Genomic DNA, 14,179 nt, shown 5'->3' with positions numbered 1-14,179 from the left:
TGTACAAAATGGACCGCTAAGTGCTGATAATCACCAAAGTTGTACTTTACAAAATATATTAAAATGAGTGATTTAATTAAATTAGTAGAAGCAGAAAATGCCGCTCGTAGAGCTGAGCATCCTGAATTCGCAGCTGGAGACACCATCAATGTTCACGTAAAAATTCGTGAAGGTAATAAAGAGCGTATCCAGGTATTCCAAGGATTAGTAATCCAACGTAAAAATTCTGGAGCAGGTGAGTCATTCACTGTTCGTAAAATTTCTAACGGTATTGGTGTAGAGCGTATCTTCCCAATCTTATCACCAAACATCGATAAAATCGAAGTATTACGTCGTGGTAAAGTACGTAGAGCTCGTTTATTCTACATGAGAGGCAAACAAGGTAAAGCTGCTCGTGTTAAAGAAAAGAAAAAATAGGTTTGAAATTTATTTGATAAAAAAGGCCAGCTCGAGAGAGTTGGCTTTTTTGTTTGTGAGAAGATAGTTAAGAGAAATAATTTACCTTACTCTCCTCTCTTCCTAGGGATTCGGTACTAGCCAATTTGAACCATCCTCGTAAAATTCATTTTTCCAAATGGGCACTTCTTTTTTCAAATGATCGATCAGCCATTGGCAAGAAGCAAATGCTTCCGGACGATGAACCGAGGAAACACCAATTAACACCGCAACATCACCGATATTCAAAGCACCTGTACGATGAATTACGACCACATTTTTCAAGGGCCATTGCTCTCTTGCTTCATCAATTAATCGCTCAATTTGCTTGACTGCCATTGGAGAATATGCTTCAAAATCCAATGCTTTTACTTCTTTATCCAGGTTTTTATTTCGGATTGTTCCAATAAATAGACATATACCACCTGCTTCATCATTTTGCAATAAATGGTAATAATCATCTATTCTTATGGGTTCAGAAGAGAGAGCTATTTGGTTCATGAGAGCTTCCGTTGGTAGGTGATAAAACTATATTGATATGGATTTTTCTCATCCGTCTCCCCTTTGACCTTTTCTATAATCTCCCAATTTTCATCCTCAATCTTGGGAAAAAATGCATCTCCCTCAAAAATATCATGCAATTGAGTTAATAAAATTTGATCCGCCATATCCATTGCTAAATGATAAATTTCCGCACCTCCAATCACAAAAATATCGTCCTTGCGCAAACTCTTGGCTTTTAAAATAGCTTCCTCCAATGAATGAACTACTTCTACCCCTTCTACGGCATAATCCTTTTGCCGAGTAATTACAATATTAATTCGATTAGGCAAAGCTTTTCCGATGGAATCGAAGGTCTTACGACCCATAATAATCACATTGTCCGTTGTTAAGGCTTTAAATCTTTTTAAATCAGCAGGTAAATGCCAAATCAAGGCATTATCTTTTCCAATAACCCTATTTTCATCACAAGCAACCAAAATTTTTACCACAGCATTTATTTTTATTGTCAAAAATAAAGGATTTTTTGCAATGCTCTTAGAAGTTTTTTGTCAAGTGAAAAAAGAAGAATTTTATTTTCAATATTCCTTCCCAATTCAAGCTTGATGAACTAACTTTGTACAATTTTTGAGCCTAAGCCAATTAGCTGCAAAAATCACAAGACTTTTTATCATATTTAATTCAACACTGTGCCAAAAGATTCTTCCATAAAATCCGTTCTCATTATCGGTTCTGGTCCTATTGTTATTGGTCAAGCTTGCGAGTTTGATTATTCTGGTTCTCAAGCTGCTCGTTCCTTACGAGAAGAAGGAATTGAAGTAATTTTAATTAACTCGAATCCTGCGACCATTATGACTGATCCCATGAATGCGGATCATGTCTATTTGAAACCTTTGGAACGTGCATCCATCATCCATATACTTGAAAGACATCAAATTGATGCAGTATTACCAACCATGGGTGGGCAAACAGCATTGAATTTAGCCATCGATTGTGATGCGGCTGGTGTATGGGAAAAATATGGTGTAAAAATCATTGGTGTGGACATTAAAGCCATCGAAACAACGGAGGATCGTGAGAAATTTCGTTTGAAAATGATTGAAATTGGTGTAGGTGTTTGTAAAGGTAGAACTGCACGATCTTTCCTAGAAGGAAAAGAGATTGCACAAGAAACGGGTTTTCCTTTAGTCATTCGTCCATCTTTCACTTTGGGAGGAACCGGAGGAGGATTTGTGAATGATCCCAAAGATTTTGATGCAGCTTTAAACAAAGGTTTACACGCTTCTCCTACCCATGAAGTATTGGTAGAACAATCCATCATGGGATGGAAAGAATATGAATTAGAGCTTTTAAGAGACAATCTAGGCAACGTTATTATCATCTGTTCCATCGAGAACTTTGACCCAATGGGTATTCATACAGGTGATTCCATAACGGTTGCTCCAGCCATGACATTACCGGATACCGTTTACCAACGAATGAGAGATATGGCCATCAATATGATGAATGCCATTGGTAAATTTGCGGGAGGTTGTAATGTTCAATTTGCTTTACAACCTGAAACGGATGAAATCATTGCAATTGAAATCAATCCTCGTGTTTCACGATCATCTGCTTTAGCATCTAAAGCAACTGGATACCCCATAGCAAAAATTGCTGCTAAAATGGCTATTGGTTATAATTTAGATGAATTAACCAATGCAATCACAGGGACTACTTCGGCGTATTTTGAGCCTGCCTTAGATTACGTCATTGTTAAGGTTCCAAGATGGAATTTTGATAAATTCAAAGGAGCAGATCGTTCTTTGGGATTACAAATGAAATCGGTTGGAGAAACAATGGGTATTGGTAGAAATTTCCAAGAAGCCTTGCAAAAAGCTTGTCAATCCTTAGAAATTAAAAGAAATGGTTTAGGTGCAGACGGCAAAGAATTGAGAGATCAAGATGCAATTATGCATTCTTTGGCCAATCCATCTTGGAACCGACTTTTCCATGTGTATGATGCCTTCAAAATGGGTATTTCATTTAAAACCATTCAACAATTAACCAAAATCGACAAATGGTTCTTAAATCAAATTGAAGATTTAGTTCGTGTTGAAAAAGAAATTGAAAAATGCACTTTGACGTCTATTTCAAAGGAATTATTAGAAGAAGCCAAACATAAAGGATTTGCTGATCGGCAAATTGCTCATGCTTTGAGATGTTTAGAATCTGAAGTTTATGACAAACGAAACAACTTAGGTATTCAACGCGTTTACAAATGCGTAGATACCTGCGCCGCCGAATTTGAAGCGAAAACTCCTTATTATTACTCCACTTTTGGGCAAAGTGATGGGATAGTTGATAATGAATCCGTGGTTACTACCAAGAAAAAGGTAGTTGTCTTGGGTTCTGGTCCTAATCGAATTGGACAAGGTATTGAATTCGATTATTCATGTGTGCATGGTGTTCTAGCAGCTAAAGAAGCTGGTTATGAAACCATTATGATCAACTCAAACCCTGAAACGGTTTCTACCGATTTTGATATAGCTGATAAATTGTATTTTGAACCCGTTTTTTGGGAACATGTCTATGATATCATTCAACATGAAAAACCAGAAGGTGTTATCGTTCAATTAGGTGGACAAACAGCTTTAAAATTAGCTGAAAAACTGTCTAAATATGGTATCAAAATTATTGGTACATCTTACGAAGCATTGGATTTAGCAGAAGATAGAGGCGCTTTTTCAAGCTTATTAAAAGATTTGGGAATTCCGTATCCTAAATTCGGAGTTTGTGAAGATGCTGACAATGCCGTATTATTAGGCCGCGAATTAGGGTATCCTTTATTGGTTCGTCCAAGTTATGTTCTAGGTGGGCAATCCATGAAAATCGTTATTAACGAACAAGAATTGGAACAACATGTGGTGGATATTTTACGTGATATTCCTGGAAATAAAATTTTGCTGGATCACTTCCTTGAAAATGCCATTGAAGCTGAGGCAGATGCAATCTGCGATGGAGAAGATGTGTACATTATTGGTGTCATGGAACACATTGAACCAGCTGGGATACATTCTGGAGACTCCCATTCGGTTTTACCACCATTCGACTTATCGGAAAATGTCATCAAACAAATTGAAGACCATACCAAAAAAATTGCAGTTGCCTTACGCACCAAAGGATTATTGAACATCCAATTTGCGGTAAAAGATGAAGTAGTATACATCATTGAAGCCAATCCAAGAGCCTCCCGTACGGTTCCATTTATTTGCAAAGCCTACCAAGAGCCATATGTAAATTATGCGACCAAAGTAATGCTAGGTGATAAGAAAGTAAAGGACTTTAATTTCAACCCTACAAAGAAAGGTTATGCAATAAAAATTCCCGTTTTCTCTTTCAACAAATTCCCGAACGTAAATATGGAATTAGGGCCAGAAATGAAATCAACAGGAGAAGCTATTTATTTCATTGATGATCTGAAAGATGAATTCTTCCGAAAAGTATATGGTGAACGAAATTTGTATTTGAGTCGTTAATTCTAAAAACAACGATATGCTAAAAATATTAGGTTTAATTTTCTTGTTCATTTACGTAATAAGGCCATTACTTAAATTTTTATTTAAAGGTTATATTGTTACTCAAGTGCATAAATACCAATCGGAAAATATGTTCCGAGAAAAGGAAAGAGCCAAAAAGGAGGGAACCATCGATGTAGATTATGTTCCACCTAAAAAGAAAACAAATAATTCAAGTAAACCATCAAATGATGGCGATTATGTACCTTACGAAGAAATTAAGTAAAACAATTTACTAACAAAAGCGTTTAAGAGTCATGAAAAAACTCATTGCATTTTATATTTTGACATTCAGCTTCCTTCTTATCCAAGATGGATTAATGCTTAATGTCAAAAAAAATGTAATGAAATGGGATGATTCAACTTCACTTTCCATCATAGATTTGGAAGATGAAACCACCGACAAAGATGATACTGTAAATGAGGATATCAAGGACGTATTTTACTCCGACAATTCCTTTCATTTTTCTAACGAAAAACTTTTAAAAAATTTACAGCATTCCAATTTTGCATTTTTTATTAAGGATATTCATTTAGAGCTCCTTTCACCCCCTCCCCAATTATCTTAATTTTTCAAAAGATAATTTAAGAAACAAAATCAATCATTTCTCGCCAAAAGAATACAACAACTATTGACTTAGTTGTTACTATTCTTCTATAAACATTTACGAAGATGAAAATCAGAAAATTCCTGATTTGCATGCTCCTATTGGTGTTTGAAAACTCTTATGGGCAACATGCAAATTATAAAGCACAATTAAATAGAAAATTACACAGCGATATATATTTAAAAAAAGAAATTAAATACGACAAAAAAGAAGATACAAATCAATTACAAAGTCCAAAATACAGAAAAAGAAAAACTCGAATAATTTGGACGGATAGCTCTAAAATAAAACATCAGTCCTATAAACAACAAACTAGACCTAAGTAAAATGACGAAATTCAATAGACTTCTAATAGGAATTGTGATTCTATCCTTCGCAATTTCCTGTTCAACCGAGAGTTCAAATAGCAATACAGAGGTTCACACCTTAAAAACCAGTACTCCTATACAAATCGATACTGTCATTGATCAAAATTATGTAGCCGATATACATGCCATTCAAAACATTGAAATAAGAGCACGAGTAAAAGGGTATTTGGATAAAATATATGTGGATGAGGGGAAATTTGTCAAAAAAGGGCAAATCATGTTTTCCATCAATAATCAAGATTATCTCTCGGAATTAGCCAGAGCAAAGGCTGTATATAATCAAAGCATTGCAGAGCTTAAAGCAGAAGATTTAAGTTTGATTAATACTAAACTTTTGGTAGAGAAAAATGTCATCTCCCCTAATCAATTAGCCATTGCCTTAACCAAAGTGGATGGATTAAGAGCAAAAAAAGAAGAAGCATTCTCTCATGTCAGAAGTGCAGAATTAAAAGTAGAATATTCAAATATTAGAGCCCCTTTTGATGGTGTGGTGGATCGATTACCGTTTAAAAGAGGAAGTTTAATCGACGAAGGAACATTATTAACCACTCTTTCCGATACGAAGGAAGTATATGCGTATTTCAATGTTTCCGAAAAAGAATATTTGTCGTTTTCCGAAGACACGGAAGATATAAATAAAAAATCACGAGTAGAATTGGTGTTGGCCAATGGTGAAAAATATCTGCATAAAGGTTTAGTGGAGACCATTGAAGGAGAATTTGATAAAAATACAGGAAGCATTGCCTTTCGGGCAAGATTTTCCAATACAGAGTTTTTATTAAGACACGGATCCTCAGGGAAAATTTTATTGCCTAAAAAAATCCAAAAACATTGGATAATTCCTCAAAAATCAGTTTTTGAAATTCAAGAAAAAAACTACGTTTTTGTTAAAGATGAAAATGGTCAAGTAAAAATGAAAAGCATCATCCCGACCATCCGAATCCCCCATTTTTATTTAATAAAATCAGGATTTGGCTTAAAAGATTCCATCCTAATTGAGGGCATACAACTTGTGAAGCAAGGAGACAAAATTAAAAGTCAATTTGTACCCATGAAATCGATTATTCAAGAATTAAAAGGAGAATAAATATGATACAGAAATTAGTTTCAAGACCGGTTTTATCCATTGTAATTTCCATATTTATTGTTTTGCTTGGAATTATCGCTGGTAATCAACTTCCAATTACTCAATTTCCCGAGATAGTCCCTCCTGCTGTAACTGTTACCACCAAATATACGGGCGCAAATGCCGAAGTATGTGCCAAAGCTGTGGTCACACCACTTGAAAGGGCGATTAATGGTGTGGCCGGAATGACTTATATGACCTCTGTTTCAGGAAACGATGGAACAAGTATCATACAAGTATATTTTCAAGTGGGAACAGACCCTGATGTAGCGGCGGTTAATGTACAAACGCGTGTTCAAACCGTTTTAGATGAATTACCAGAGGAAGTTATAAAAGCAGGTGTCATTACCGAAAAAGAAGTGAATAGTATGCTTTTATACGTGAACTTATTAAGTGATGATAAAGAAATCGATGAGAAATTTATCTATAATTTTGCTGACATTAATGTACTGCCTGAATTAAAAAGGATTGATGGTGTCGGTTTCGCCGATATCATGGGACAAAGGGAATATGCCATGCGGATTTGGTTACACCCTGATAGACTTTTCGCCTATAAATTATCAGCTGAAGATATCGTTAATGCTTTAAAGAATCAAAATGTGGAAGCAGCACCAGGTAAAATTGGTGAGAGTTCAGGCAAAAATCCACAATCCATGCAGTATGTATTACGCTATACAGGAAAGTTTACCCAAGTAGATCAATATGAAAAATTGATTATTAAATCCACAGAAGATGGAAAAATTTTACGCCTAAAAGACGTGGCAGATGTCGAATTTGGATCACTAGATTATGATGTATTATCCAAAGAAAATGGTCAACCATCAGCAGCCATATTATTAAAGCAAAGGCCAGGTTCCAATGCCGCTGAAGTTATAACCAACATTAAAAACCGCTTAGATGAATTAAAAACTACATCGTTTCCTCCAGGCATGAAATATACCATCAGCTATGATGTATCAAGATTTTTAGATGCTTCGATTGAGGAGGTAATAAAGACCTTAATTGAGGCATTTATCTTAGTCGCTTTAGTCGTTTTTTTATTTTTACAAGATTGGCGCGCCACTTTGGTACCCGTCATTGCAGTACCTGTCTCCTTAATTGGGACATTTACATTTATGTTAGCATTTGGGTTTTCCATCAACCTATTAACATTGTTCTCATTGGTTTTAGCCATTGGTATCGTCGTTGACAATGCTATCGTAGTTGTAGAAGCAGTTTATGCTAAAATGGAAGAAAAAGATATGCCCGTTTTAGCCGCGACGCAAGAGGCCATGCACGAGATTTCTGGAGCTATCATGGCAATTACCCTGGTTATGGGCGCCGTTTTTGTCCCTGTTGCATTTTTAAGTGGACCTATTGGCGTATTTTTCAGACAATTCTCTGTAACCATGGCCATTTCAATCGCATTATCTGGATTAACTGCACTAACATTAACTCCAGCTTTATGTGTTTTGTTACTTAAAAAACCCCACATTAATCAGCAAAATTTATTGGGGAAATTTTTCATTCAATTCAATACTATTTATGGAAAAATTGCTAACAGGTATTTAAGTATCATAAGTAAAATCATTTCAACAAAATCGATAACCTGGATTACCTTGGTCCTATTTACCATTGGAACGGGTCTCATGGTCAAACTAGTTCCATCAGGTTTTATACCTTCAGAAGATCAAGGGACGATATATGTTAATGCAACTACTCCAGCAGGTGCTACACTAGAACGAACCGAAGCGGTTATGGATCAAGTCAATACGAACATTAAATCCATTTCTTCCATTGAATCTTTTTCTAGTCTAGCAGGATTTAGTTTATTGACAGATGGAGGAGGGGCATCCTATGGAATGGGAATTATCACCCTAAAACCTTGGGAAGATAGAAGCCAAACTATTGATGATATTTTAAATGAAATTAAAACAAAAACCTCCTCTATCAAAGATGCAAGTATTCAGTTTTTCCCTCCTCCAGCAGTACCCGGATTTGGAAATGCATCAGGATTTGAATTTAGAATTCAGGATAGAACAGGAAGCGGCGACTTACAAAAATTAGCCCAGGTTTCTAAAAATTTTGCCAATGAGTTAAATAAACAAAAGGAAATTCAAAATACTTTTTCAAGTTTTGATCCAACATTCCCGCAATATTTATTGGAAGTAGATCAGGAGGCCGCTTCTCAAAAAGGGGTAAGTATTTTATCAGCTATGGACAATTTACAAACCCTTTTGGGAAGCTTCTATGCTACCAATTTCATTCGGTTTGGACAAATGTATAAGGTAATGGTTCAGATTGACCCTCAATATAGAATTAGTCCGGAAGATATTCTAAAATTATACGCTAAAAACAAAAACAATGAAATGGTCCCCTACTCTTCCTTTGTTAAAATCAATCGAGTGTATGGAACAGAGCAATATACTCGGTTCAATATGTTTACCTCTGCGATGGTAAACGGTGAGCCAAAGGAAGGATACAGTTCGGGAGATGCATTAAAAACAATTCAAGCGACAGCTCTTAAAAGTCTTCCGAGTGGATACACAATCGAATGGTCCGGGATGACACGTGAAGAAAATTTAGCTGGTAATCAAACTATTTTCATATTTGCCATATGTCTTTTATTCGTCTATTTGTTATTATCTGCTCAATACGAATCATTCTTACTACCATTTCCTGTTTTATTATTTTTACCAATTGGTGCATTTGGAACTTATTTATTCTTGTACCTTTTTGGTTTACAAAATAATATTTACGCCCAAGTAGCCTTAGTTATGTTGGTAGGATTATTAGGGAAAAATGCCATATTGATTGTAGAGTTTGCAATTGCCAAACAAAAAGAAGGATTAAGTATCATTGAAGCTGCCAAATTAGGAGCATTTTCTAGGTTAAGACCGATTTTAATGACTTCATTTGCCTTTGTAGCAGGACTTATACCATTGATGGTGGCATCAGGTGCAGGTGCCATCGGAAACAAAACCATTGGGACTGCCTCCGCAGGAGGTATGATTTTAGGAACATTGGGAGGGCTACTCATTATACCTAGTTTGTATGTGATTTTCGCCACGATATCAAAAAAAACAGTTAAATAAAATGAAGATGAAAAGAATCTTTTCCATCCTACTGATGGCTAGTTTATTTGTTGCATGTCAACAAAACTTGGTTCGGAGAAATACAAAAATAGATCAAGAACTTAATCAATTGGCATCCAAGGAAGTAAAAAATAGCCCATCTCATGTGTCAACTTTTTGGAAGTCTGATTCATTATTAAGCCAATTGGTTCAAAAAGTCCTAAACAACAACTTGGATGTAAAGATGAATCAATTGACCATTTCTCTTAATCGATTGCAATTCATACAAGACAGAGGTTTATTATCGCCCAATGCTTCGGTTATTGTGCAGCCAGGATTAAGAAAATTTGGTAAATATACGATGGACGGTATTGGAAATTTTGATACCCAATTTTCTCCCAACATTACCAAAGATCAAATAATACCAGATCTGTTACCCGACATAATGCTAGGCTTTCAGAGTTCATGGGAAGTTGACATTTGGGGTAAACTCGCCAAGAAGAAGAAAGCTAGTGCTTATCGATTTTTGGCTAGCGAGGTGGGGCAAAAGTGGTATGAAACCAATGTAGTAGCTGAAGTTGCATCCATGTATGGTCAATTAATTGCCTTAGATAAAGAATTGGAAATACTGAAATTCAACATTGAAATTCAAAAAAATGCATTAGAATTGGTTAAAATCCAAAAATCGGCAGGTATAGTGAATGAGAGCGTTGTTCAACAATTTGAAGCACAATGGTTAAATTCTCAAGCACAGGAGGGTGAAATTTTTCAAAAAATTATCAGCTTGGAAAATACCTTAAAATCTTGGACAAACGACCCTATGGTGAATATTCAACGAAGTTCATTTCCCGAATTTGAAAGAATAAATCAATATGACTTCCAAAAAATCAAAATCGATGATTTAGAAAATAGATTAGACATTCAACAGGCTAAATTAGAATTATTGGCACAAATATCAGATAAAGAAAGTGTTGAAAAATCCTTAAAACCAAGTTTAGTGTTAACAGGTATGATTGGATTACAAGGATTTAGACCTGAATATTTATTCCAAGTGCCCTCTTCTATTGCATTTTCATTTCTTTCAGGATTGAGTAAACCAATATTTAATCGCTCATTAATTTTAACTGAAATAGGAAAGGCTAATACCAAGGTTCAAGCACTAGAAATGAATTATCAGAAAAAGCTAATCACAGGATTTCTAGAATGGGACGCGAATTATAAATCGCTTAATTACCTAAAAACCATGAGCATTTTAAAAGACAGAGAAGTTCATTTAACCAAAGAGTCAATTACAACGGTTAGAACTCTCTTTGCTTCAGCGAAGGCCAATTACTTGGAGGTACTTACCACACAACAAAATGCTTTGAAATCAGAACTTGATTTGCTAGAAATTAGCCGTAAAAAATGGATGAATTCTGTGAATCTTTATCGGATTTTAGGAGGTAGCAATTAATTTATACAAGAAAAATCAACTATCAAAAAACTGATAATTTGTCGAAATTATCAGTTTTTTTTGCGTATTAAAAAAAATACTTCAGATATTTATCAACAATTCGCGAATACAAAGTAACATTATTCAACCTTAACCAAATAAATTACATGAAAAAATTACCTTTTAATCTTGAAACCTGTTCACTTACAGAATTAAATCCTATCGATTATTTAGAAACGAATGGAGGTTCGATGCAAGATATAACAAAACGGTCCTTTTGGGAAAAACTAATTACCATATTAATCATTGCTTCTGTCATCCTATTGTAATATCTACTAATTATCAATAGCTTGATAATCAATAAAATATCCACCTTAATGCTTTTTTATTTAATTATTCTTTTTTCATATTTGTAAAGTATTTCGCGAATACATAAATTTATTTTCTAACCATTAAAATACTTAACCTTATGGAAAAGCAATTTTTAAATTTGTCTTTGATGGGAGCAACCGAACTCTCATATTTTGAATCAATAAGCATCGAAGGAGGGGGATTCTGGAAAGTTCTAGGATTCATTTGCGGGGTAGCCGCCATCGCAGCACTTTGTGTATATGCACCTGTTTTAATAGGTGTTTTAGCTGTATAATATTTTCTAACCATTAATTTAAAATCCAATGAAAAATTTAATTAAAAATATCGAGGGAGTAAATTTCATGAATGATAATGAAATGTTAAACACCTTTGGAGGTGGCTGGTGGAGCGATTTCAAAGATGGCTTTAATGCCGGCTGGAAATGGGCAATCAAAGCCATTCAAGATGTAAAAGAAGCCGCTAAGCAAATTTTATTATAAAATTAACTACCTAACCATCTAATAAAAAGGGAGTGTGCTATGTTCACTCCCTTTGCTAAACCACCAAGCTATTATGTACAAAATTTATCTCCTATTTTCAATCCTGACTATCTGCCAAATCAACGAAATCTTGGCGCAGTCAAAATATATTTACGGACAAGTTATTGATTCAAAGGAAGGAAAACCCCTTCCAAATGCCTCCATTCGTATCAGTACGAAAGGGACGACATCGGATACCAAAGGTAATTTTAAACTATCGGTCACCGAATTTAACATCATCAACAAAAACAAAATTATCATTTCACACGTAGGTTATGAAAGCAAAGAGTTTCCCATTGAATTTTTCACAAAACAGATGCTCATCTCATTAGACGAGAAATCAAAAGATTTGAATGAAGTAATTGTTTCAAGTAGTGCTAGGCAACTCGTAGAAGAAGCCATTCGTAAAATTCCTGACAATTATTCTAACCAAGCTATTCTTATTCGCGGAATTTTATCAGAAAAAAACAAACAAATACGAAACGAAAATCTATATGAATTAAAAGCCATTATTTCTGGGAAAATACCTGCCTACCAAACAAATGAAAAAGAAATTGACACCAAAATTGAAGCATTTGAGAAAAGAAGTGCCTACGAATTAGACACCATAGAATATGTCAGATGGGGTGGAACAGGTAAGATTATTGAATATTTTGATTTTGTAAAACAGAGAGTTTCATGCATCGATTTACATAAAACTAAAAACTACAAGTATTTTATCCAAGATATTATACAAAAAGCGGGAAGACCAACTTATAAAATTCTTGTTAGTAAAGTAAACAAAAAAAAGCAAGTGGTAGGAAACATATTCATAGACCAAGAAAGCCTAGCGTTTGAAAGCTTTGACTTCTTCAAAAATGAAGAAGATAGTACAAATAAGAAAAATTTAGCTACGAAAACAATCAATGAATCCTATATTACACAGTATAAACTTTACCAATCCAAATGGTATCTATCTGAAATAAAAGTAAGTTTAGAGCGAGAACATAAAGGTATTCCAACCTATATCAATGTGAATTTTTTAGCTACAGAATACGATTCTACCAATATAGATCCATTAAGTTATCAAGAGAAATACCAAAATGCAGAATTATTGTCAAATAGAAATAATTCAGGGACCAACGAACAATGGTTGAATATTCAATCAAAAATACCAACGGATAAAAGTGATTATCTTCACTTTGATCCTATCATTTCAAGAAAAAATACCGAAACAACAACCTTAAACAAATCCGTTATTCCATTTAGTAAACTCCCTAAATTATTCTTAAAACTCGGATTAACAAGCAAACTATTAACATCACAATTTCAATCCATTGATCAAACGAGTATGATTAACTCGCCGGTGGGTTATTCAATACCTCTTGAAAGATTTACCCAAACTAATGACCTTCCGAGCTTTAATTATGGATTCCTTATTAGAGTTTGGAAAAATTTAGAAATAGGTTTCGATATGGTCACTGGAATTGGATATTACAATAATTCAAAGCCTACAAATTTGTACTACACGTTACAGTATAGTCTATTTGCCAATAAAAAACATAGACCCATTTCCATAAGTCCAAACATTAATTATGGTAGTCATTCAATTAAAAGAAATCTAGGAGAATTCACCAGTACACAACAACAAAGAGAATTTTTAGGATTAAATGATGAAAAGTTAAAAGTACAAATGCAAACAGAAATTAACTCTTTAACCTTAGGCCTAGACATTGGTTTAGAGTTGAACAAGCGAAAATATTTTCTTCTAGGATTTAAATACACTATCCCTGGTAATGACTTGAAGGAAGATTGGGTATTCAGAGAAACTAAAGGAATATTTTCCAATCATGAGAAAAGAATCAATAATGAAAAACCCTATTACCGTTTCAATCATACATTTTCAATATCTCTAACCTTTAATTTTTCAAACTATGCAAAGTAACAATTTAATTACCTTACAAAATCTCATGGTAAAATTACGTAATGAGCTCCATGAAGAAATTAGTAACGCTGAAGGAAATTTGCTCATAAACATAGATGGTAATTTCCAATTTAGTGGATTGAAAATCACAGGAACCATTTCAAATGATCAACTAGAAAATGATATTCCTAAACTCTTGAATAAGGCCTTTCAGAAAATGGGCGAAAAAATCAAAATAGAATTCGAACAATTATCTTCAAAACCACATTTAAATTAATACCTACCTCTAAACCATAAAAAAAGGGG

Annotated in this window: 15 protein-coding genes; 13 read left to right on the top strand and 2 right to left on the bottom strand. The window is 34.4% G+C overall.

Annotated elements, in window-relative coordinates:
* The first annotated feature begins 63 nt into the window (after positions 1-63).
* A complete protein-coding gene (rplS, locus tag V7S76_RS00805) occupies positions 64-417 on the top strand; it encodes a 50S ribosomal protein L19 (protein ID WP_459489694.1) in 354 nt (117 codons plus the stop codon).
* Between the two features lie 102 nt (positions 418-519).
* Here the strand turns inward: rplS and V7S76_RS00800 are convergent, their stop codons facing one another.
* Together V7S76_RS00800 and V7S76_RS00795 are read right to left on the bottom strand one after the other, a co-directional pair.
* Positions 520-936: a molybdenum cofactor biosynthesis protein MoaE gene (locus tag V7S76_RS00800; protein WP_459508097.1), complete on the bottom strand. Its 417-nt coding sequence runs from the start codon at positions 934-936 to the stop codon at positions 520-522.
* On the bottom strand, positions 933-1,448 hold the full coding sequence (locus V7S76_RS00795; protein WP_459508096.1) for a dihydrofolate reductase: 516 nt from the start codon (positions 1,446-1,448) through the stop codon (positions 933-935). Before V7S76_RS00795 ends, V7S76_RS00800 begins: the two co-directional genes overlap by 4 nt.
* A gap of 177 nt (positions 1,449-1,625) precedes the next feature.
* Between V7S76_RS00795 and carB the strand changes: the two genes are divergently transcribed.
* The 12 genes from carB to V7S76_RS00735 all read left to right on the top strand — a co-directional run bounded on the left by carB (position 1,626) and on the right by V7S76_RS00735 (position 14,150).
* Positions 1,626-4,454, top strand: coding sequence for a carbamoyl-phosphate synthase large subunit (gene carB / locus V7S76_RS00790; protein ID WP_459508095.1), 2,829 nt, complete (start codon positions 1,626-1,628; stop codon positions 4,452-4,454).
* A gap of 16 nt (positions 4,455-4,470) precedes the next feature.
* Complete coding sequence (locus V7S76_RS00785; protein WP_459508094.1) at positions 4,471-4,719, top strand: hypothetical protein; 249 nt, start codon at positions 4,471-4,473, stop codon at positions 4,717-4,719.
* 31 nt (positions 4,720-4,750) lie between these two features.
* On the top strand, positions 4,751-5,062 hold the full coding sequence (locus tag V7S76_RS00780) for a hypothetical protein (RefSeq protein WP_459508093.1): 312 nt from the start codon (positions 4,751-4,753) through the stop codon (positions 5,060-5,062).
* Positions 5,063-5,166: 104 nt separating this feature from the next.
* Positions 5,167-5,427, top strand: coding sequence for a hypothetical protein (locus V7S76_RS00775; protein ID WP_459508092.1), 261 nt, complete (start codon positions 5,167-5,169; stop codon positions 5,425-5,427).
* A 1-nt stretch (position 5,428) separates the two neighbouring features.
* Positions 5,429-6,556 carry an efflux RND transporter periplasmic adaptor subunit gene (locus V7S76_RS00770; protein WP_459508091.1) on the top strand — a complete coding sequence of 376 codons (1,128 nt, stop codon included), beginning with the start codon at positions 5,429-5,431 and terminating at the stop codon, positions 6,554-6,556.
* A gap of 2 nt (positions 6,557-6,558) precedes the next feature.
* Positions 6,559-9,669: an efflux RND transporter permease subunit gene (locus V7S76_RS00765; protein WP_459508090.1), complete on the top strand. Its 3,111-nt coding sequence runs from the start codon at positions 6,559-6,561 to the stop codon at positions 9,667-9,669.
* 7 nt (positions 9,670-9,676) lie between these two features.
* Positions 9,677-11,101: a TolC family protein gene (locus V7S76_RS00760; RefSeq protein ID WP_459508089.1), complete on the top strand. Its 1,425-nt coding sequence runs from the start codon at positions 9,677-9,679 to the stop codon at positions 11,099-11,101.
* Between the two features lie 146 nt (positions 11,102-11,247).
* On the top strand, positions 11,248-11,409 hold the full coding sequence (locus V7S76_RS00755) for a hypothetical protein (RefSeq protein WP_459508088.1): 162 nt from the start codon (positions 11,248-11,250) through the stop codon (positions 11,407-11,409).
* A gap of 140 nt (positions 11,410-11,549) precedes the next feature.
* A complete protein-coding gene (locus tag V7S76_RS00750) occupies positions 11,550-11,726 on the top strand; it encodes a hypothetical protein (RefSeq protein WP_459508087.1) in 177 nt (58 codons plus the stop codon).
* A 28-nt stretch (positions 11,727-11,754) separates the two neighbouring features.
* Positions 11,755-11,931, top strand: coding sequence for a hypothetical protein (locus V7S76_RS00745; protein ID WP_459508086.1), 177 nt, complete (start codon positions 11,755-11,757; stop codon positions 11,929-11,931).
* 130 nt (positions 11,932-12,061) lie between these two features.
* Entirely contained in the window at positions 12,062-13,894 is a 1,833-nt protein-coding gene (locus V7S76_RS00740; protein ID WP_459508085.1) for a carboxypeptidase-like regulatory domain-containing protein, read from the top strand.
* Between the two features lie 25 nt (positions 13,895-13,919).
* Positions 13,920-14,150, top strand: coding sequence for a hypothetical protein (locus V7S76_RS00735; protein ID WP_459508083.1), 231 nt, complete (start codon positions 13,920-13,922; stop codon positions 14,148-14,150).
* Positions 14,151-14,179: the final 29 nt, after the last annotated feature.

The organism is Aquirufa sp. ROCK2-A2, from assembly GCF_054558485.1.
This window is presented reverse-complemented; position numbering and strand designations above follow the sequence as displayed.